A 20,774-nucleotide genomic window follows, 5' to 3' on the forward strand; every position below is an offset into this window, starting at 1 on the left:
CTTGCCCCGATCAAGATCACACTTCTCGCTAAAACTTTCGGGGGATCTGTGCCATAATGCGCGCCATTTGACAGACCAATCGGGACACATACCTTGTTAAGTAGCAACAACATCACCATGCAGTTCGGCGCCAAGCCGCTGTTTGAGAACATCAACGTCAAGTTTGGCGGCGGCAACCGCTATGGCCTTATCGGCGCCAACGGCTGTGGCAAGTCCACCTTTATGAAGATCCTCGGCGGTGATCTGGAGCCCACTGGCGGTAATGTGAGCCTGGACGTCAACGAGCGCATCGGTAAGCTGCGTCAGGATCAGTTCGCCTACGAAGATATGCGCGTACTGGACGTGGTCATGATGGGTCACACCGAGCTGTGGGCGGCCATCGCCGAGCGCGATGCTATCTACGCCAACCTCGAAGCCACCGACGAAGACTATATGAAGGCCGCCGAGCTGGAAGGTCTGGTCGCCGAATATGACGGCTACACCGCTGAAGCGCGTGCAGGCGAGCTGCTGCTGGGTGTCGGCATTCCCCTTGAGCAGCACAGCGGCCCGATGAGCGAAGTGGCGCCGGGCTGGAAACTGCGGGTGCTGCTGGCACAGGCGCTGTTCTCCAACCCCGATATCCTGTTGCTGGACGAACCGACCAACAACCTGGACATCAACACCATTCGCTGGCTGGAGCAGGTGCTCAACGAACGTGAAAGCACCATGATCATCATCTCTCACGACCGTCACTTCCTGAACTCCGTCTGTACCCACATGGCGGATCTGGACTACGGCGAGCTGCGCGTCTACCCGGGCAACTACGACGACTACATGCTGGCCGCCACCCAGGCGCGCGAGCGTCTACTGGCCGACAACGCCAAGAAGAAGGCCCAGATCGCCGATCTGCAATCCTTCGTCTCCCGTTTCAGCGCCAACGCCTCCAAGTCCCGTCAGGCGACCTCCCGTCTCAAGCAGATCGACAAGATCAAGATTGAGGACGTCAAGGTCTCCAGCCGCCAGAACCCCTTCATCCGCTTCGAGCAGGACAAAAAGCTCTATCGCAACATCCTGGAAGTGGAAGGTGTATCCAAGGGGTATGGCGACGGTCCCCTGTTCAAGGGCCTCAACATGATGATGGAAGTGGGCGAAAAGGTCGCCATTCTGGGTACCAACGGTATCGGTAAGTCTACCCTGATCAAGACCCTTGTCGGTGCACTGGCTCCGGATACCGGCAGCATCAAGTGGTCCGAGAACGCCCAGATCGGTTACTACGCTCAGGATCACGCCGAAGATTTCGACACCGATCTCAACGTGTTCGACTGGATGGCCCAGTGGAAACAGGAGAACGAAGACGAGCAGGCTGTACGCTCCGTACTGGGCCGTCTACTTTTCTCCCAGGACGACATCAAGAAGCCGGTCAAGGTGCTCTCCGGTGGTGAACAGGGCCGCATGCTGTTCGGCAAGCTGATGATGCAACGCCCCAACATCCTGATCATGGATGAGCCGACCAACCACCTGGACATGGAATCCATCGAATCCTTGAACATGGCACTGGAGCTCTACCAGGGGACCCTGATCTTCGTCTCCCACGATCGCGAGTTCGTCTCCTCCCTGGCGACCCGCATCCTGGAGCTGACTGAAGATGGCATCCGCGACTTCGGCGGCACCTACGAGGATTACCTGCGCACCCAGGGCGTGGTATAACCCCGCAAGTGCGCAATGCAAAACCGGCACTCATGTGCCGGTTTTTTTATATCCCGTATTTAGACGACTGAGATGGCGTATAGCAGTGGTGTGACTACACGCCACAGAGCAGAGGGCAGAGAGCAGAGAGCAGAGAGCAGAGAGCAGAGAGCAGAGAGCAGAGAGCAGAGCTTGAATATCCCCCCTCTTGCCCACAGATAAAAAAACGGCTCCATCAAGGAGCCGTTTTCACTGAATTGAACTGACGATTACTCGACGGTCGCTTCCACGCTGGTGAAGTACTCGATCTTGGCCGCTTTACGCAACTCGTCGATCAGAGATTTGTAATCCACCTGGGCTTTGCCCTGACCCAGCTGAGCTTGCAGCATGGCGGCCATACCGGATGCGGCGGCAGGGACGTTGACCTTGTCCAGCGCAACCACAACGCGGTCACCATTGGTCTCGGCAACCAGAGCCACGCTCGGCTTGCCGTCGATCGGATGGGGCAGCGTGAACGCCTGGGCAATCAGGTTCTGATCCAGCTCGCGATCGAAGCGGGCAACCCCTTTGTGGGTCTCCACTTTCAGACCGAGTGCAGTCAGATCGGCGGTGATGCTCTCACCTACCTTCAGCTTGTCCAGCAGGCCCTGGGCCTTGCCACGGGCCACTTCGCTAGCCTTGTCATGCTTGATGGCGGCAATCACCTGCTCTTTCACCTCGGCCAGCGGCTTGACCGCTTTGGGCTTGTGACCAGTGATGTGCAGCACCAGCGCCTTGCCGTCAGCCAGCTCGATCACGTCGGAGTTGGTGTTGTCATCGCGCAGCTGTTCGGAGAACGCTACGGAAAGCACCTTGGGATCGTTCAGCGGAGCCGGAGCAGTCGCCTGGGTGAAGAAATCGGAAGATTGAACCTTCATCCCCATGGCATCAGCGGTCAGATCCAGCGAGTCCGGGTTTTCGAAGCTGTTGTCAGCCATCTTCTGCTGCTCGGCGAAGAATTTCTCCTTGGCCTTGTCAGCTTGCAGACGAGTGATGGTCTCTTCTTTCACATCGGCAAACGGCTTGGTCTGGGCTGCTTCAACCCCCAGCAGCTTGATGATGTGGAAACCGAACGGGCTCTTCACCACGCCGGAGAGATCGCCAGCCTTGTTCAGGGCGAACGCGGCTTTCTCGAAGGCCGGATCCATCACCCCTTTCTCGAACCAGTCCAGCTCACCGCCTTTTTTGGCAGAGAAGGTATCGGAAGAGTCAGCCTTGGCCAGCGCAGCGAAATCATCGCCCGCCTTGGCTTTGGCCAAAACGGCTTCTGCTTTCTGCTCGGCCGCTTTCTCGTCCTTGCCAAACGGGATAAGGATGTGAGCCACGTGGCGACGCTCGGCACGCTGGAACAGATCCTGGTGCTGATCGTAGTAATCCTGGGCATCCTGCTCGGTGACCTTGATATCCTTGGCGAGGTTGGCAGCGTCCAGCAGCAGATAGTCGACCTTGACCTGCTCGTCGTTCATGAAACGTGCGCCATTGGTCTTGTAGTACTGCTCGAGCTCGTTGTCGGAGACCTGAACATCAGCCATGTAGTTGGCGGCAGCCAGACGCACCAGACGCAGATCGCGAGTCTGGTTGTAGAGCTTGTCGAGCTGCTCCGCTTCACCCTTGAGGGAGAATTCGGTGCCCAGCAGGGCGCTCATCAACTGTTGACGCACCATGTCCTGACGCAGGGTGTCACGGAACATTTCGGGAGTCATGCCGGCACGACGGATCAGCTGCAGATAGCGGTCATTGTTGAACTTGCCGTTCTCGGCAAACTCCGGCATCGCTACGATGGCTTGCTTGATCTGCTCGTCACTGATGCGCAGACCCAGTTCACGGGCCTTGCTATCCAGCAGCGCCTGATCGATCAGCCTATCCAGCACACCGCGACGGAACTGTTTCATGTAATCGGGGTTCGCTGCCAGCTGGCTGAATGCCTCTCCCATCTGGGATTCCATGCGGGCGCGCTCGTTGCGGTAGGCATTTTCCAGTGCGGTTGCACTGATTTCTGTGCCGTTGACAGTGGCGGGGGCGGTACGGGCCGGGCCGTTCAGGTAACTACCTACACCAGCCAAGGCAAAGGAGAGGATGATCAGGCCCAAGATAACCTTGGCTACCTTGCCCTGCGCCCCTTCGCGTAGTTTATCCAACATCATGTTTGTACTTATGCTCCCGAACTCGATGGGCGTAAACAATAAAAAGGCGCACCGATTGCGATGCGCCTTGGTCAATCAGTATGAGAGAAGACTCTCTAACTTGTCTGGTCTGCGACCAAGGACGGTAGCCGACGGATATCAGCGACCGACTTAGTTAACAGCGTCTTTCAGGGCCTTACCGGCTTTGAAGGCAGGAACTTTACCAGCAGCGATTTCGATGGTCGCGCCAGTCTGCGGGTTACGGCCTGAACGGGCAGCACGCTCGCGTACAGCGAAAGTACCGAAACCAACCAGAGCAACCTGGTCACCCTCTTTCAGCGCTTCACCAACAGCATCAATGAAGGCATCCAACGCACGGCCAGCGGCAGCTTTGGAGATATCGGCACCGTCTGCAATCTTGTCAATCAGTTGAGATTTATTCACTCTTATATTCCCCTTTTATCGAACACCGCTGCGGCGCTGATTTCCCTGGCCACAACAAGTGGAGGTTTTATAGCAAGCCTCCTGATCAGTTGCAAGTGACAATCTGGCGCAAACCCGCGCCACACAACGCATTGCGACTCATCACGAGTACCCGATCGGTGGTCAAGGCTACTTCCGTTATCGGGCGCATGCAAGCCTTAACCACCCGCCGAATGCGCCAAATTTGCGGCGCATCAACATTTACACGACAGAAACGCGCTCAAACCCCTGTGGATTGTCCTGCAACGCCAATTCCAGCACCTCGTCAATCCAGCGAACCGGATAAATTTCAAGGTCTTGTTTGACGTTTGCCGGGATCTCCTCAAGGTCACGCTCGTTCTCTTTCGGAATAAGCACTCGCTTGATGCCGCCACGATGGGCTGCCAGCAACTTCTCCTTGAGACCACCGATGGGCAGCACTTCGCCGCGCAAGGTGATCTCCCCTGTCATCGCCACATCAGCACGAACCGGATTACCGGTCAAGCTGGAGACCAGGGCAGTACACATGGCGATACCGGCGCTCGGACCATCTTTCGGGGTTGCCCCTTCCGGTACGTGCACGTGGATATCGCGCTTCTCGTAGAAGTCGGCGTTGATGCGCAGCTTCTCGGCACGGGCCCGTACGACTGTCATGGCCGCCTGGATGGACTCCTGCATCACATCACCGAGAGAACCGGTATAAGTGAGCTTGCCCTTGCCCGGCATGTTGGTGGTCTCGATGGTGAGCAGATCGCCCCCCACTTCGGTCCACGCCAGACCACACACCTGACCCACCTGGTTCTGGTCGGTGGCCTTGCCGTAATCGAAACGCTGCACCCCGAGGAACTCCTTGAGGTTCTCCTGATTGACCTGAACATGTTTGATGCTCTTGTCCAGCAGGATGCGCTTGACCGCCTTGCGACAAATCTTGGAGATCTCGCGCTCCAGACTCCGCACCCCCGCCTCGCGGGTGTAGTAGCGGATCACTCCGACCAGGGCAGAATCTTCGATGGTGATCTCGGACTCTTTCAGGCCGTTGCGCTGGATCTGCTTGGCAACCAGATGCTGCTTGGCAATGTTGAGCTTCTCATCTTCGGTGTAACCGGAGATACGGATCACTTCCATCCGGTCCAGCAACGGACCCGGAATGTTCATGGAGTTGGAGGTGGCCACGAACATGACGTCCGACAGGTCATAATCCACTTCCAGGTAGTGATCGTTGAAGCTGTTGTTCTGTTCCGGATCAAGTACTTCCAGCAAGGCGGATGCGGGATCGCCGCGCATGTCCGAGCTCATCTTGTCGATCTCGTCGAGCAGGAACAGCGGGTTCTTCACGCCGACTTTCGCCATCTTCTGGATGAGTTTGCCGGGCATGGAACCGATATAGGTACGGCGGTGACCGCGGATCTCCGCTTCGTCACGCACCCCACCCAGAGCCATCCGCACATATTTGCGGCCTGTCGCCTTGGCGATGGATTGGCCCAGCGAGGTCTTGCCCACACCGGGAGGCCCAACCAGACAGAGGATGGGGCCCTTGAGCTTGTTCACCCGTGCCTGTACCGCCAGATATTCGAGGATGCGATCCTTGACCTTCTCGAGGCCATAGTGATCGGCATCCAGCACCTCTTGCGCCTTGCCAAGGTCTTTTTTGACCTTAGAGCGCGCCTTCCAAGGCACCTGTACCATCCAGTCCACATAGCTGCGAACCACGGTAGCCTCGGCAGACATGGGAGACATCATCTTCAGCTTGGCAAGCTCGGCCTGGGCCTTTTCACGGGCATCTTCCGGCATGCCAGCCTCTTCAATCTTGCGATTGAGGGCTTCAAACTCATCCGGGCTATCTTCCAGCTCACCCAGCTCTTTCTGGATGGCCTTCATCTGCTCGTTGAGGTAATACTCGCGCTGGCTCTTTTCCATCTGCTTCTTGACGCGAGTACGGATGCGCTTCTCGACCTGCAGCAGGTCAATTTCCGACTCCATCATCGCCATCAGGAATTCGATGCGCTCGGAAACCGAGACGATCTCCAGCACCTTCTGCTTGTCTTCCAGCTTGAGCGGCATGTGGGCCGCCATGGTGTCAGCCAGACGCGCAGCATCGTCGATCGCCGAGATCGAGGTCAGTACCTCGGGCGGAATCTTCTTGTTGAGCTTGATATAGCCTTCAAACTGGCCGATGGCGGAGCGAACCAGTACTTCCTGATCCTTCTCCTCAATGGCTTGGGAGGGGATGTACTGGGCCTCGCAGACAAAGAAATCCTTGTCGTCGATCATCCGCTCCAGGCGGGCACGCTGTCCCCCCTCTACCAGCACCTTGACGGTGCCGTCCGGCAGCTTGAGCATCTGCAGAATATTGGCCACTGTCCCGACGGTGAAGATCTCCTCCACCGTTGGCTCATCGGTTGACGCATCCTTCTGGGCCACCAGCAGAACTTTCTTGTCCTGCTCCATGGCCGCTTCCAGACAGCGAATGGATTTTTCCCGCCCCACAAAGAGTGGAATGACCATGTGGGGATAAACCACCACGTCACGAAGAGGCAGGACGGGAATCTCGATGCGTTCTGAACGCTCTAGGTTCATATATGTCCTCTCGGCTTGTTATACCGTTGGCAAAGCGCTTGGCTGAGTATATGGGGGCGCTGAGATGAGATTCAATCGCCGAAACCGCAAAAAGCATGAAAGGGGCAAAAAGCCCCTTCCATTTGATTAAAAATCAGACATTTACTCTGATGCAGCAGCCTGAGTTTCGGGATTTTCGTAAATCATCAAGGGCGCAGAGTCCCCTTTGATCACGGTCTCGTCGATCACCACCTTGCTGACCCCTTCCAGAGAAGGCAGGTCATACATGGTATCCAGCAGAACGGCTTCCACGATGGAACGCAGACCACGAGCACCGGTTTTACGCTCCATCGCCTTGCGGGCAATGGCGTTCAGCGCATCGTCACGGAACTCCAGCTCAACCCCTTCCAGGTCGAACAACGCAGCGTACTGTTTGGTCAGCGCGTTTTTCGGCTCTTTCAGGATCTGGATAAGGGCTGACTCGTCCAGCTCGGTCAGGGTCGCGACCACCGGCAAACGGCCGATGAACTCGGGGATCAGACCATACTTGATCAGATCTTCCGGCTCTACCTTGGCGAAGGTCTCGCTCAGGGTGGCCTTGGCATCCTTGGATTTCACCTCGGCGCCAAAACCGATACCGGTTCCCTTCACGGAACGCTGCTCGATCACCTTGTCCAGACCGGCAAAGGCACCGCCACAGATAAAGAGGATCTTGGAGGTATCAACCTGCAAGAACTCCTGCTGCGGATGCTTGCGACCACCTTGCGGCGGCACGGAAGCAATGGTCCCTTCGATCAGCTTGAGCAGTGCCTGCTGCACCCCTTCCCCGGAGACATCTCGGGTGATGGAGGGGTTGTCCGACTTGCGGGAGATCTTGTCTATCTCGTCGATGTAGACGATGCCACGCTGGGCCTTCTCCACGTCGTAGTCGCACTTTTGCAGCAGCTTCTGGATGATGTTCTCCACGTCCTCGCCCACATAACCGGCTTCGGTCAGGGTGGTCGCATCGGCCATGGTGAACGGCACATCCAGCAGACGAGCAAGCGTCTCGGCCAGAAGGGTTTTGCCGCTACCGGTCGGGCCAATCAGCAGGATGTTGGACTTGCCGAGCTCCACACCACTGTTTTCGCCGCTGTTACGCAGACGCTTGTAGTGGTTGTAGACGGCAACGGCCAACACCTTCTTGGCATACTCCTGCCCGATCACATAGTCATCGAGATGAGCGCGGATCTGATGAGGGGTCGGCAGCTCGTTACCATCGCGCTTGGGAGAGATCTCGCGGATCTCTTCGCGGATGATGTCGTTGCACAGCTCGACGCACTCATCACATATGTAGACGGAAGGGCCAGCGATCAGCTTGCGCACTTCATGCTGGCTTTTGCCGCAAAAAGAGCAGTAGAGCAGCTTATCACCCTCACCCTTGCGTTTCTCTGTCATTCAGCAACCTCGTTTTATCAATAGAGGATGGATCGGCCTGTTGAGTTTACAACAGACCGGGACACCCTGCTCAGCTACGCTGGCTCAGGACACCGTCGACCAGACCATAGGCCACGGCCTGCTCGGCGGACATGAAGTTGTCACGATCGGTGTCACGCTCGATGGTAGCCATGTCCTGACCGGTATGGAAAGCCAAACGCTCGTTCAGGGTATTTTTGATCTTCAGGATCTCTTGGGCGTGGATCTGGATATCAGATGCCTGACCCTGGAAGCCACCCAGCGGCTGGTGGATCATCACGCGGGCGTTAGGCAGGCAGAAACGCTTGCCCTTGGCGCCACCGGCCAGCAGGAAGGCCCCCATGGAGCAGGCCTGCCCCATGCACACAGTGCTGACATCCGGCTTGATGAACTGCATGGTGTCATAGATGGACATGCCCGCAGTCACCGAACCACCCGGCGAGTTGATGTAGATATAGATGTCCTTGTCCGGATTCTCGGACTCGAGGAACAGCAACTGGGCAACCACCAGATTGGCCATGTGATCTTCAACCTGACCAGTCAGGAAGATCACCCGCTCTTTCAGCAGACGGGAGTAAATATCGTAGGAACGTTCACCCTTGGCAGTCTGTTCGACCACGATGGGGACCAGCGCATTGCTGGGAGAATCGGTCATATCGTTATAGTTCTTGTACATAAGGCATTGTCCCTAAAATAAAATGGCCCGAGTGGAGATCACACGAGCCATTATACTTAACAGTCTTGACCTTAAGTCAAATGTTCTTAGGCAGCGGCGCCAGACTTGTTGATCACTTCGTCAAAGGCAACTTCTTTTTCGGTCACTTGCGCTTTGGAGAGGATCAGGTCGATGGCTTGATCTTCTACTGCCAGGTTACGAACGCCGTTCAGCATCTGTTCGTTCTTCTGATAGTACTCGATCACTTCCTTCGGATCTTCGTAGGCAGTCGCCATGGACTCGATGATGCTGTTTACACGGGCATCGTCAGCCTTGATCTCGTTGGTACGGATCACGTCGCCCAGCAGCAGACCTACGCGTACACGACGCTCGGCTTGAGCCTGGAACAGTTCAGCCGGCAGCTCGGGAGCGTTGCCGCCCTGGAAACCACCGAAGCGCTGCAGAGCCTGCTGACGCAGTGCGTCGATCTCTTGAGCAACGGCAGCTTTCGGCAGGTCGATTTGGTTGGCTTCAACCAGACCGTTCAGAACCTGCTCTTTCACGCTGTTTTTCAGGGCTTGAGCCAGTTCGCGCTCCATGTTCTTGCGCACTTCGGCTTTCAGCTCTTCAACAGAACCGCTTTCGATACCGAAACGCTTCACGAACTCTTCGGTCAGCTCAGGCAGGAGCTGCTCTTCAACCTTGATCAGCTTGGAAGCGAACTTGGCTTCTTTGCCTTTCAGGTTTTCAGCGTGGTAATCAGCCGGGAAGGTCACTTCGATGGTGAACTCGTCGCCCGCTTTCTTGCCCAAGATGGCGTCTTCGAAGCCCGGGATCATACGGCCAGCGCCCAGCACCAGGTTGAAGCCTTCAGCTTTGCCGCCGTCGAACTCTTCACCGTCGATGGAACCGACGAAGTCCATGGTCACACGCATGCCATTTGCAGCGGCAACATCGGCATCAGCCCAGGTAGCGTGCTGCTTGCGCAGGGTGTCGATCATGTTGGCCAGATCTTCATCCTTCACGGTAGCAACCGGCTTCTCAACCTTGATGGTCTCGAGACCTGCAACTTCGAACTCCGGATACACTTCGAAAGTGGCGGTGAATTCGAAATCCTGACCTTCTTTGATCTCTTTCGGATCCATGGTCGGGGCACCGGCCGGGCTCAGTTTGTTTTCGATGATGGCTTTGATGAAGTTGCTCTGCATCATTTCATCAGCAACGCGGGCGTGAGCCATGGCGCCGAACATCTTCTTGATGATGGCAACCGGAGCCTTGCCAGGACGGAAACCGTCGATGCGACGAGTTTTGGCCAGGCCATTCAATTCTTTACGCACAGCGGCGTCTACGGTAGCAGCCGGTACAGTGATGGTAAGACGGCGTTCCAGACCCTGGGTTGTCTCTACAGAAACTTGCATTCTTCTACCTCGTTCAACTCAGCACTGTGTGCTGACCCTTTATTGCCCCTGGGCAAAGCCCGGAGTCTTCCTGTTTATAAAGACAACGATATGTCTTTGTGATGAGAAAATATGACGCGGCATTATAGCGGCGCACTTTGGTCGAGTCGAGCCACACATCCCCCACATTGAGCGGCGTGCAAGCACAATTCGTGCAAAACTGCCCTTTATATGGGGAGAGAGGCCCTCTAGTTCAACCATCCGGTGAGGATAATTTTGCGTTTGCTCACCTTTTTTCATCCGAACGCCGCTTTATTACCCATTTTTCGCCGAAAAACAGCCCACTGTTGCGGACGACGACTTAATTTGACCAGCCAAATGGCGATTGGGCCAATCAACCATTGCGTCCCTACCCCTCCCTCGTTATGGTGGCAACCAAATTGATGTTCTGGAGTCACTCACATGGCCTTTTTCCGCTTCTTGTTCAATCTGCTCTGGTTTGTACTGGGAGGTGTCTTTATGGGCCTGGCCTGGTGGCTGGCCGGTCTTGTCTGCTTTATCTCGCTGGTCGGCATCCCCTGGGGACGTGCCTGCTTCGTGATCGGCACCTTTACCTTCTTCCCGTTTGGCAAGCAGGCCGTCAATCGCAAAACCATGACCGGCCAGAGCGATATCGGCACCGGCACTCTGGGGCTGATTGGCAACATCCTCTGGTTCGTGCTGATCGGCGTCTGGCTGGCCATCGGCCACATCGCTTCCGCGCTGGCCTGCTTCGTAACCATTATCGGTATCCCGTTCGGTATCCAGCACCTCAAGCTGGCGCTGATCAGCCTGGCTCCTATCGGCCAGATGATTGTGACCAACCAGGAGGCGGAATCGGGCCGCTATATCCGCTAAACACGGGAAATGCGCGGGCAGACGCTGCCCTGCAACGAAAAAAAGGGCAGACTAGGGTCTGCCCTTTTTTATTCTCTTTTGTTGAGGCCATCATGTTACCCAGCCACTTTTTCGCCAATCTCGCCCGCATGAAACTCATCTACCGCTGGCCCCTGATGCGCAACATCCAGCCGGAAAACATTGCCGAACACAGCCTGCAGGTCGCCATGGTGGCCCATGCCCTCGGCATCATCAAAAACCGGCTGTTTGGCGGCAGCGTGAATGCCGACCGCGCCGCCGTGATGGCCCTCTACCACGACAGCAGTGAGGTGCTGACCGGCGATCTGCCTACCCCGGTCAAATACTTCAACCCCGAAATTGCCCGCGAGTACAAGAAGATAGAACTGGCCGCCGAGCAGCGTCTGCTTGGCATGCTGCCGCCGGAACTGGTGGAGGACTTTCGCCCCCTGCTCGATTCGGCAGCCCAGGATGACGAGCTGGCCAGGCTGGTGAAAGATGCCGACACCCTCTGCGCCTATACCAAATGTCTGGAGGAGATCAACGCCGGCAACCGGGAGTTCGAACCGGCTCGCAAGCGCCTCGAGGCCATGCTGGCAGCCCGGATGAGCGATGAGATGCGCTACTTTATCGACACCTTCGTGGCCAGCTTCTCCCTGCCACTCGATGAGCTTAACGCTCACTAAGCCAGTCTACATGACCTGAAAAACAGAAGGGCCCGCCGGTTTGCACCGGCGGGCCCTTCGTTCTTTATTGCGCATTAGATGCAACGCATCAGTGACCCAGCTCGCGGGACGGTACCAGACCGCTCGCCCGCCAGGCGGGATAGAGTGTCGCCACCAGGCTCATCAGGATGGCGGCGCCCGTCACGATGAGCAGATCCTGCATATGCAACTCAGTCGGCAAAAAGTCGATAAAGTAGATATCCGGATTGAGGAAGCGGTGACCGATGAGCTTTTCGACAACGCTCAGGATCTGGGTCAGCTTGCTCGAAAGCAGCCCACCCAGCAGGGCACCGAGCAGGGCACCGGCCACGCCGTTGACCATCCCCTGAATGACGAAGGTAAGCCGGATCTGGCCGGGGCTCGCCCCCATGGTCTTGAGGATGGCAATCTCGCTGCGCTTCTCGTTCACCGCCATCACCAGGGTGGAGACGATGTTGAAGCAGGCGACAGCCACCACCATCAGCATCACCACATACATGACGGTACGCACCATCTGGATGTCCTGATAGAGGTAGCCTTGGCTGTTCATCCAGCTACGGATGTAAACATGATGGGGGAACTGCTGCGCGGCGGCGATCGTAATATTTTGTGCATTAAGCACATCGCTCACCCGCAGGCTGAAGCCCTCCACGCCGCTGCCCATGCCGGTGATCGCTTGCGCATCGGCCAGATGCATAAAGCCGAGCAGACCGTCGAGCTGACCACCGATCTCCAGCAGCCCCACCACGGTCAGGGCTTCGCGCCGAGGATTCTTGATCCCCGCCTGATCACCCCCTTGCGGCAGCAGCAGGGCGACCGAATCCCCCACCTTGACCCCCAGCTTGTCGGCGATGGTCTTGCCAAGGATCACCCCACGTTCACCCGGTTGCAGCTCACGCAGACCACGGCCCGTCATGTATTTGCCGGCATCCGACAGATTGGCTTCCAGATCGGGCAGCACGGCGCGCAGTTGCACCCCCTTGAGGGCAGAGCCATGCTCCAGCAGGCCATTGAGGCGAATGACCGGCGCGGCCGCCTCAACGCCCGGCTGGGCCAGCAGGTAGTCGCGCAGACGCGGCCAATCCGGCAGCGGCCGCTCGACGGCGTCCAGCTCACCTTGCGGCACGACCGAGAGCACCCGATCTTTAAGCTCCCGCTCGAAACCGTTCATTGCGGAGAGGCCCAGGATCAGCGCCATCACCCCGAGGGCAATACCGATCAGGGAAGAGGCAGAGATAAAGGCGATAAACCCGTTGCGACGGCGGGAGCGGCTGTAACGCAGGCCCAGAAAGAGGGGCAGCGGTTTGAACATCAGGCAACCTCCGCCATCACGCCGCTCACCAGGGTCACCCGGCGATGGAGCTTGGCCGCGAGGCTCAAGTCGTGAGTCACTACCACAAACGCAGTGCCCAGTTCACGATTCAGTTCACACAGCAGTTCGTACACCGCCGTGGCACTGGCGTGATCCAGATTGCCGGTAGGCTCATCCGCCAGCACCAAGCTCGGTTCGTTGACCAGCGCCCGGGCGATCGCCACCCGCTGACGTTCGCCACCAGAAAGCTCGGAGGGACGGTGGTTCAAGCGATGGGAGAGCCCTACCCTACCCAACATTTTGGTCGCCTTTTCGGTGGCAACCGCCACCGACTCACCGGCGATCAGCAGCGGCATGGCCGCATTTTCCAGCGCACTGAACTCGGAGAGCAGGTGGTGGAACTGGTAGACAAAGCCCAGCTCGCGGTTGCGAAAACGGGCTTGGGTACGGCTGTCCCAATGGTGGATATCCTCCCCTTTGAACAGCACGGCGCCGCTGGAGGGGTTGTCCAGCGCCCCCATCAGATGCAGCAGAGTGGTCTTGCCGGAGCCGGAGCTCCCCACCACCGCCAGCATTTCACCGGGCGCGACGCAGAGATCGATCCCCTTGAGCACCTGAGTCTCCAGCTCCCCCTCTTTATAGACATGATTGAGCGCCTGGCAGCGCAGCAGAGGTTCACGGGATACGGCTTCATTCATAACAGGGGCTCCACTTGCCTCGGTAACAACGCTGGCACCCGCAACTACGGGGGCACCAGTCACAACAGAAGATGCATTATTCACGGCATTACTCATAACGCAGCGCCTCGGCCGGTTTCACCCGTGCGGCGCGTGCCGCCGGGTAAAGGGTGGCACTGAAGCTCAGCAGCACGGCGCCCAGCAAAATGGTGATGACCTGAGCCGGCTCGACAATCACCGGCAGGCCACTGCCGCCCGCCGCCATATAGAGGTTGAGCCCCACCGCATTGAGCAGAGGGTTGAGACCCAGGGAGAGCGCCAGGCCCGCCAGTCCGCCAAACAGGGCGCCAATCACCCCGCTGGAGGCGCCAAGCACCATGAAGATTTTGACGATCCCCGATTCACTCATGCCCATGGTGCGCAGGATGGCCACTTCACCCTCCTTGTCCGTCACCACCATCACCAGCGCGGAGAGGATGTTGAAAGTAGCGACGGCGATGATCAGCACCAGCATCAGCCCCATCATCCGTTTTTCCATGGCGACCGCCTGGAACAGCTCGCCCCGCTCGCGGCGCCAATCCTGCCATAGCAAGCCATCCGGCAGCGGCGTCTTGATCACTTCGTCAGCCGCAAAGGGATCATCGAGCCAGAGGCGAATGCCACCGACGGTTTCTGTCGGCAGACGCAGCAAGCGCTGGGCATCTCCCAGTGCGATCAGCGCAATCTGGTTATCCACATCGGCGCCGACCCCGAAGATACCGGAGACGGTAAAGAGGCGCTGGGCCGGTACCCGACCAAAGGGAGTGAAGCGGGTCCCCTCGGTCAGGATCAGGCGAACCTGATCGCCGATGGAGACATTGAGGCGACGTGCCACCCCCTGCCCCAGCACGATGCGGTAGTGGCCGGCCTGCAGGGTATCGAGGCGCCCCCCCAGCATCTGGCTGTGGAGGATGTCATCCTTGGGCCACTTTGCAGGGTCGATCCCCTGCACACTCACCCCGGTCAGCTGGCCGGGGCTTTGCAGCATCCCTTCGCTGTCGAGCATGGGGGCCGAGGCGACCACATGGGGTAATTTGGCCAGATCCGGCAAGCCTTGCGGGTCTGCATCAATACGGCCAGCCTGATTGGTCACCACCACATGGGGGATCACCCCGAGGATGCGCCCTTTGAGCTGCCCTTCGAAACCGTTCATCACCGAAATGACCACCATCAGGGCGGCGACCCCGATGGCGATGCCAAAGGTAGAGAACAGGGAGATAAATGAGACGAAGCGATTGCTGCGCTTCGAGCCTGCATAACGCAGGCCGATGGCCAGCGAAAGGGGCTGAAAAAGTCCGGTCTTCAAGGATATGTACGTTGCCAACAAAATAAGATACCGGATAATAAAGGGAAACCGTCCATGACAACAAGGGATAGCCTCCATGCAGGAACAGTTCTTCAGCGTCACTCATGCCACGCCGGTCAATGTGATCCCCATGCCGGCCGACTTCCACCTCCCCTCGCTGGAGGAGCTGGACGCTGAGCTGCCGGAGCCCTTTCGGATCTCTTCGGCCATTACCTCCATCGATCTGGTGACCACTCGCCTGCTGCGCAACCAGAACGAGTCGATGCACGATCTGATCGAGATCGTCAATCAGCAGTCCCGCAAGATCGACATGATCATGGGCTATGTGCTCTCCCTGCAGGACCATCCGGAGCAGCGCTTTCACACCCTGCGCTTCGGGGCTGGCCAACTCACCTACCTGCACCCCTATCATGGTCACGGGGATGCGCCGCACCTGCACCAGATCGTGCGCCTCAAGATTTTCCTGCGGGAAGAGGCGGCCGCCATCTACTGCTATGGCCAGGTCAAACAGCTTGACGGCGGTGAACATGGCACCCATGTGCAGCTCGACTATGTGCGGATCCGCGAAGATGACCGTGAACTGCTGGTTCGTGCCAGCCTCCACGTGCAATCGAAGCAGCTCAAGCTGCGCGCCCAAGAACGTCAGCGCTAACCAGAGCGAACGTCAGCGATAGATAACGTCAACGTTAAAAGAATCGAACCATGCCAATGACACTCCCCGCCTTGCCCGCCAAAGCGGGCCAAAAGATCACGCTCGGCCAGCTGGTCGGCAGCAGCCTCTCGCTGATTGCAGCTCGTCTCACCAATGAAGCCAAAGGGCCGGTACTGCTTATCACCGCCGATACCCCGAGCGCCCTGCGCCTGGAGCAGGAGCTACAGTATTTGCTGACAGGCAAGCTGCTGGCAGACAAGCAGCTAGCCGATCAGTCCGCCCCCGTATTGCTGTTCCCCGATTGGGAGACCCTGCCCTACGACACCTTCTCCCCCCATCAGGACATCATCTCCCAGCGGCTCGAGACTCTCTACAAGCTGCCGCAGATGAGCAAGGGGGTACTCATTGTCCCCATCTCCACCCTGATGTTGCGCTGCGCCCCCCGGGTCTATCTCGACAAATACAGCCTGATGGTTAAGGCCGGCCAGCGCCTCAATCTGCAACAGTTGCGCGGCCGCCTGGCCGAGGCGGGTTACGTGGCGGTGGATCAGGTGCTGGAGCACGGCGAGTTTGCCGCCCGCGGCTCCCTGCTCGATCTCTTCCCCATGGGCAGCAGCAGCCCCTATCGCATCGACTTCTTCGACGATGAAGTGGACTCCATCCGCCCATTCGATCCCGAGACTCAGCGCTCCAGCGAACCGGTCAAGACGGTCAGCCTGCTGCCCGCCCGGGAATACCCTACCGACGAGGCGGCCATCGAACTGTTTCGCGGCCAGTTCCGCGAGCAGTTCGAGCTGTCGCGGGCCGAGGGTTCCGTCTATCAGGAGGTGAGCAAGGGACGCTGGCCCGCCGGCATCGAGTATTATCTGCCGCTCTTCTTCAACCAGACCGCCAGCCTGTTTGACTATCTGCCGGAAGAGACCCTGCTGCTCACCGTGGGGGATATCTACCCCGCCGCCCAGCGCTTCTGGAACGACATCGGCCAGCGCTATGAAGACAGACGCTGGGACAACACCCGCCCACTGCTGCCACCGGCCCAGCTCTATCTGCCGGTGGAGCAGCTCTTTGCCTCCCTCGGCCAATATGGCGCGGTGCGGCTGCAAGAGGCCGCCACCGCCGGTGATGCCGGTCAGCACGATCTGCCCATCTCCGCGCTGCCCGATCTGCAACTCGATCACAGCAAGGAGCAACCTCTGCTGGCGCTTAACCAGTTCCTGCAAGGCTTTGCCGGGCGCACCCTGTTTGCGGTGGAATCCGAAGGGCGACGGGAGGTGCTCGGCGATCTGCTGGCGCGTATCTCGCTGCAACCTAAAGAGTTCCCCTCCCTCGACGCCTTTATGGCAAGCCAGGATCGCCACGGCCTCTTGGTTGCACCGCTTGAGCGTGGCTTCCTGTGGCAGGAGGTCGGTCAGGATCCACTGGCGCTGATCACCGAGACCGAACTGCTGGGCGGCAAAGTGCGCAGCAAGCGGGCGCGGGAGAAGAGCAAAAACTTAAGCTCCGATGCGGTGATCAGAAACCTGGGCGAGCTGACCCAGGGTCAGCCGGTGGTCCATCTGGATCATGGGGTCGGCCGCTATCTGGGGCTCGAAACCATCGACGCCGGTGGTCTGCCCACCGAGTTTTTGACCCTCGAATATGCCGGCGGCGACAAGCTGTTCGTGCCGGTCACCAGTTTGCACCTTATCAGCCGCTACACCGGCTCTGATAACCCGCCCAGCCACAAGCTGGGTGGCGAGGCCTGGAGCAAGGCGCGGCGCAAGGCGGCGGAGAAGGTGCGCGACGTGGCAGCCGAGTTGCTGGATGTCTACGCTCATCGCGCCGCTCGCGCCGGCTTTGCCTTCAAGCACGACAAAGAGGCCTATCGCCAATTTGCTGCAAGCTTCCCGTTCGAGGAGACCGACGATCAGCTCAACGCCATCAATGCGGTGCTGGGGGACATGTGTCAGGCCAAGAGCATGGACCGACTGGTGTGCGGCGACGTGGGTTTCGGCAAGACCGAAGTGGCGATGCGGGCGGCATTTGTGGCGGTGCACGGCGGCAAGCAGGTTGCCGTGCTGGTGCCCACCACCCTGCTGGCGCAACAGCACTACGACAACTTCCGCGACCGCTTTGCCAACTGGCCGGTGCGGGTCGAGGTGCTGAGCCGCTTCCGCTCCGCCAAGGAGCAGAGCGCAGTGATGAAGGAATTGGCCGAGGGCAAGGTGGATATCATCATCGGCACCCACAAGCTGCTCGGATCCGAACTCACCTTCAAGGATCTGGGGCTGCTCATCGTCGATGAGGAGCACAGATTCGGGGTGCGCCAGAAGGAGAAGATCAAGGCTCTGAGGGCCGATGTGGATATCCTCACCCTCACCGCCACCCCTATTCCGCGCACCCTCAATATGGCGATGTCCGGCATGCGGGATCTATCCATCATCGCCACTCCGCCCGCCAAGCGGCTCGCCATCAAGACCTTCGTGCGCCAGCACGAACCGGCTGTGGTGCGCGAGGCGGTGCTGCGTGAACTCAAACGTGGCGGCCAGGTCTACTACCTGCACAACGACGTGGAGAGCATCGAGAAGTGCGCGGCAGACCTTGCCGAACTGGTGCCGGAGGCCCGTATCGGCATCGCCCACGGCCAGATGCGCGAACGTGACCTTGAGCGGATCATGTCCGACTTCTACCATCAGCGCTTCAACCTGCTGGTCTGTACCACCATCATCGAGACCGGCATCGACGTGCCAAGCGCCAACACCATCATCATGGATCGGGCGGATCACCTGGGTCTGGCCCAGCTGCACCAGCTGCGGGGTCGGGTTGGCCGCTCTCACCATCAGGCCTATGCCTACCTGCTCACCCCCCATCCCAAGCTGATGACCAAGGATGCGGCCAAGCGGCTGGAGGCGATCGCCTCGCTTGAAGATCTCGGCGCCGGTTTTGCGCTGGCGACCCACGATCTGGAGATCCGTGGCGCGGGCGAACTGCTCGGCGACGATCAGAGCGGCCAGATTGAATCGGTGGGCTTCACCCTCTATATGGAGATGCTGGAGCAGGCGGTCGAGGCGCTGAAAAATGGCAAGGAGCCGTCGCTGGAGCAGCTGATGAGCCAGCACACCGAGGTGGAGCTGCGCCTGCCTGCGCTGTTGCCGGATGACTATATTCCGGACGTCAATATGCGCCTCTCCATGTACAAGCGGATCGCCAGTGCGGCGGACGAGCAGGAGCTGCGCGAGCTGAAAGTGGAACTGATCGACCGCTTTGGTCTCTTGCCGGAGGCGACCAAAACCCTGCTGGAGCTGGCCGCCTTCCGCCAGCGTGCCACCGCCCTTGGCATTCGCCGGGTGGAGATGAGCGAGCGTGGCGGCTATCTGGACTTCACCCAGGAGACCAAGGTCAATCCGGCCTATCTGGTCAAACTGCTCTCCAGCCAGCCACGGGTCTACAAGATGGACGGGCCGACCCGATTGCGTTTCCAGGTGCCAACTCAGGACAGAGCCATGCGCCTGAAACTGGTGGATGGTTTGCTGGCTGATCTGGCCAACAACAGCCTGTGAGTCTCTGCAACGCAGGCGTCGAGCCAGAGAGAGAATGCCAACTAAAACGGGAGCCAAATCGGCTCCCGTTTTGTTTACGTTGGCTGGTGACTAGTGTCTCCCTTCTCCCCTTGTGGGAGAATGGTCGGGGATGAGGGGGGCAGTGAAAACCATTCCTCTCACCCTGCCCTATCCTAGGGGGGAGAGGGAATCGCACCGGTAAATGTTGGGCTTCGCTGCGCTCAGCACCAACCTACACCTCTGACGATCAGCACTGGTTGGCTGGATCCTCATGGGCGGAGAACTCTCGCATAAAGGCCTCTGCCCGCTCCACCATCTTGGTCGAGCCAACAAAGTAAGGGGTACGCTGGTGCAGCGCGGTGGGCTGGATATCCATGATGCGGCCAAAGCCATCGGAGGCCTTGCCACCAGCCTGCTCTACCAGAAACGCCATCGGGTTGCACTCATAGAGCAGACGCAGCTTGCCGTTCGGCGAGTTGGTGCCGGACGGATAGATGTAGATGCCACCCTTGAGCAGGTTGCGATGGAAATCGGAAACCAGGGAACCGATATAACGGGAGGTGTAAGGTCTGTGGGTCGCCTCGTCGCGCTCCTGACAATATTTGAGGTACTTCTTCACCCCGTCCGGGAACTTGATGTAGTTGCCCTCGTTGATGGAGTAGATCTTGCCCTCTTCCGGAATGCGGATGTTCTCGTGGGAGAGGCAGAAGCAACCGATGGAGGGGTCGTAGGTAAAGCCGTTGACGCCAAAGCCGGTAGTGTAGACCAGCATGGTGGAGGAGCCGTAGACCACATAACCGGCGGCGACCTGACGGTTGCCCGGTTGCAGGAAGTCCTCCAGGGTCACCGGCGAACCCTGCGGGCTCAAACGGCGGTAGATGGAGAAGATGGTCCCGACCGAGACGTTGACGTCGATATTGGAGGAGCCATCGAGCGGGTCGATCAGCACCACATACTTGGAGTTTTTGGAGAGCGGTGAGTCAAAGGCGACGAAGTCCTCTTCCTCTTCCGAAGCCATGCCGCACACCTCGCCGCGCGCTTCGAGCGCCGCCTTGAAGCGTTCGTTGGCATAAACATCCAACTTCTGCTGCACCTCGCCCTGTACGTTTTCAGCGCCCATGGAACCGATGATATCCGCCAGTCCCGCCTTGTTGATCTCCCGGTTCACCACCTTGGCAGCAAGGCGGATCGAGCTCAGCAACGAGGTCAGCTCGCCGGTCGCGGTAGGATAATCCGCCTGCTTTTTGACGATGAACTCACCCATGGTGATCATGTTTCGCATTTTTGTTCCTTTAGATC

The 20,774-nt window shown here is 58.6% G+C and carries 15 protein-coding genes; 5 read left to right on the plus strand and 10 right to left on the minus strand.

Translation table 11 applies throughout. The annotated features are described in order from the left end of the window. Window positions 1–93: 93 nt before the first annotated feature. Window positions 94–1,686, plus strand: coding sequence for an ABC-F family ATPase (locus G5315_RS01930; protein ID WP_421208366.1), 1,593 nt, complete (start codon window positions 94–96; stop codon window positions 1,684–1,686). A 248-nt stretch (window positions 1,687–1,934) separates the two neighbouring features. Here the strand turns inward: G5315_RS01930 and ppiD are convergent, their stop codons facing one another. The 6 genes from ppiD to tig form a co-directional block, all read right to left on the minus strand. Beyond that, window positions 1,935–3,848, minus strand: a complete 1,914-nt coding sequence (gene ppiD / locus G5315_RS01935) for a peptidylprolyl isomerase (protein ID WP_421332245.1) — start codon at window positions 3,846–3,848, stop codon at window positions 1,935–1,937. 150 nt (window positions 3,849–3,998) lie between these two features. Beyond that, complete coding sequence (hupB, locus tag G5315_RS01940; protein WP_005315375.1) at window positions 3,999–4,271, minus strand: nucleoid-associated protein HU-beta; 273 nt, start codon at window positions 4,269–4,271, stop codon at window positions 3,999–4,001. A gap of 240 nt (window positions 4,272–4,511) precedes the next feature. Next, entirely contained in the window at window positions 4,512–6,866 is a 2,355-nt protein-coding gene (gene lon / locus G5315_RS01945; protein ID WP_421332247.1) for an endopeptidase La, read from the minus strand. 141 nt (window positions 6,867–7,007) lie between these two features. Further along, entirely contained in the window at window positions 7,008–8,282 is a 1,275-nt protein-coding gene (gene clpX, locus G5315_RS01950; RefSeq protein WP_005336977.1) for an ATP-dependent protease ATP-binding subunit ClpX, read from the minus strand. 70 nt (window positions 8,283–8,352) lie between these two features. Further along, window positions 8,353–8,976, minus strand: coding sequence for an ATP-dependent Clp endopeptidase proteolytic subunit ClpP (gene clpP / locus G5315_RS01955; RefSeq protein WP_005336979.1), 624 nt, complete (start codon window positions 8,974–8,976; stop codon window positions 8,353–8,355). A gap of 86 nt (window positions 8,977–9,062) precedes the next feature. Further along, window positions 9,063–10,373 carry a trigger factor gene (gene tig / locus G5315_RS01960; RefSeq protein WP_421254781.1) on the minus strand — a complete coding sequence of 437 codons (1,311 nt, stop codon included), beginning with the start codon at window positions 10,371–10,373 and terminating at the stop codon, window positions 9,063–9,065. Between the two features lie 441 nt (window positions 10,374–10,814). Here tig and G5315_RS01965 point away from each other — a divergent pair, with 441 nt between their 5' ends. Further along, the gene (locus G5315_RS01965; protein WP_005336982.1) at window positions 10,815–11,249 is read left to right on the plus strand and encodes a YccF domain-containing protein; all 435 of its coding nucleotides are present in this window, start codon (window positions 10,815–10,817) and stop codon (window positions 11,247–11,249) included. A 92-nt stretch (window positions 11,250–11,341) separates the two neighbouring features. Beyond that, entirely contained in the window at window positions 11,342–11,932 is a 591-nt protein-coding gene (gene yfbR / locus G5315_RS01970; RefSeq protein ID WP_047436789.1) for a 5'-deoxynucleotidase, read from the plus strand. An 88-nt stretch (window positions 11,933–12,020) separates the two neighbouring features. Here yfbR and lolE read toward each other — a convergent pair whose 3' ends face one another. The 3 genes from lolE to G5315_RS01985 form a co-directional block, all read right to left on the minus strand. After that, on the minus strand, window positions 12,021–13,262 hold the full coding sequence (lolE, locus tag G5315_RS01975; protein ID WP_421332249.1) for a lipoprotein-releasing ABC transporter permease subunit LolE: 1,242 nt from the start codon (window positions 13,260–13,262) through the stop codon (window positions 12,021–12,023). Beyond that, window positions 13,262–13,960: a lipoprotein-releasing ABC transporter ATP-binding protein LolD gene (lolD, locus tag G5315_RS01980; RefSeq protein WP_005336988.1), complete on the minus strand. Its 699-nt coding sequence runs from the start codon at window positions 13,958–13,960 to the stop codon at window positions 13,262–13,264. Before lolD ends, lolE begins: the two co-directional genes overlap by 1 nt. A gap of 88 nt (window positions 13,961–14,048) precedes the next feature. After that, the gene (locus G5315_RS01985; RefSeq protein WP_040068101.1) at window positions 14,049–15,284 is read right to left on the minus strand and encodes a lipoprotein-releasing ABC transporter permease subunit; all 1,236 of its coding nucleotides are present in this window, start codon (window positions 15,282–15,284) and stop codon (window positions 14,049–14,051) included. Between the two features lie 76 nt (window positions 15,285–15,360). On the opposite strand from G5315_RS01985, the gene G5315_RS01990 reads away from it, so the two are divergent. Then, a complete protein-coding gene (locus G5315_RS01990; protein WP_064336238.1) occupies window positions 15,361–15,936 on the plus strand; it encodes a hypothetical protein in 576 nt (191 codons plus the stop codon). Between the two features lie 56 nt (window positions 15,937–15,992). Then, a complete protein-coding gene (gene mfd / locus G5315_RS01995) occupies window positions 15,993–19,475 on the plus strand; it encodes a transcription-repair coupling factor (RefSeq protein ID WP_421254875.1) in 3,483 nt (1,160 codons plus the stop codon). A 247-nt stretch (window positions 19,476–19,722) separates the two neighbouring features. Here the strand turns inward: mfd and fbp are convergent, their stop codons facing one another. After that, window positions 19,723–20,757 (minus strand): class 1 fructose-bisphosphatase, encoded by a 1,035-nt coding sequence (fbp, locus tag G5315_RS02000; RefSeq protein ID WP_005351317.1) that lies wholly within the window; start codon window positions 20,755–20,757, stop codon window positions 19,723–19,725. Window positions 20,758–20,774: the final 17 nt, after the last annotated feature.

Origin of the sequence: Aeromonas sp. 603607 (assembly GCF_049171595.1) — a bacterium.
GTDB classification, from domain to species: domain Bacteria; phylum Pseudomonadota; class Gammaproteobacteria; order Enterobacterales; family Aeromonadaceae; genus Aeromonas; species Aeromonas veronii.

Bases quoted from the DNA above. Each gene is read 5' to 3' on its own strand.
- lon (WP_421332247.1), bottom strand. From the start codon at position 6,866: ATGAACCTAGAGCGTTCAGAACGCATCGAGATTCCCGTCCTGCCTCTT.
- mfd (WP_421254875.1), top strand. From the start codon at position 15,993: ATGACACTCCCCGCCTTGCCCGCCAAAGCGGGCCAAAAGATCACGCTC.
- clpP (WP_005336979.1), bottom strand. From the start codon at position 8,976: ATGTACAAGAACTATAACGATATGACCGATTCTCCCAGCAATGCGCTG.
- lolD (WP_005336988.1), bottom strand. From the start codon at position 13,960: ATGAATGAAGCCGTATCCCGTGAACCTCTGCTGCGCTGCCAGGCGCTC.
- lolE (WP_421332249.1), bottom strand. From the start codon at position 13,262: ATGTTCAAACCGCTGCCCCTCTTTCTGGGCCTGCGTTACAGCCGCTCC.
- fbp (WP_005351317.1), bottom strand. From the start codon at position 20,757: ATGCGAAACATGATCACCATGGGTGAGTTCATCGTCAAAAAGCAGGCG.
- tig (WP_421254781.1), bottom strand. From the start codon at position 10,373: ATGCAAGTTTCTGTAGAGACAACCCAGGGTCTGGAACGCCGTCTTACC.
- yfbR (WP_047436789.1), top strand. From the start codon at position 11,342: ATGTTACCCAGCCACTTTTTCGCCAATCTCGCCCGCATGAAACTCATC.
- G5315_RS01990 (WP_064336238.1), top strand. From the start codon at position 15,361: ATGCAGGAACAGTTCTTCAGCGTCACTCATGCCACGCCGGTCAATGTG.
- G5315_RS01965 (WP_005336982.1), top strand. From the start codon at position 10,815: ATGGCCTTTTTCCGCTTCTTGTTCAATCTGCTCTGGTTTGTACTGGGA.
- clpX (WP_005336977.1), bottom strand. From the start codon at position 8,282: ATGACAGAGAAACGCAAGGGTGAGGGTGATAAGCTGCTCTACTGCTCT.
- ppiD (WP_421332245.1), bottom strand. From the start codon at position 3,848: ATGATGTTGGATAAACTACGCGAAGGGGCGCAGGGCAAGGTAGCCAAG.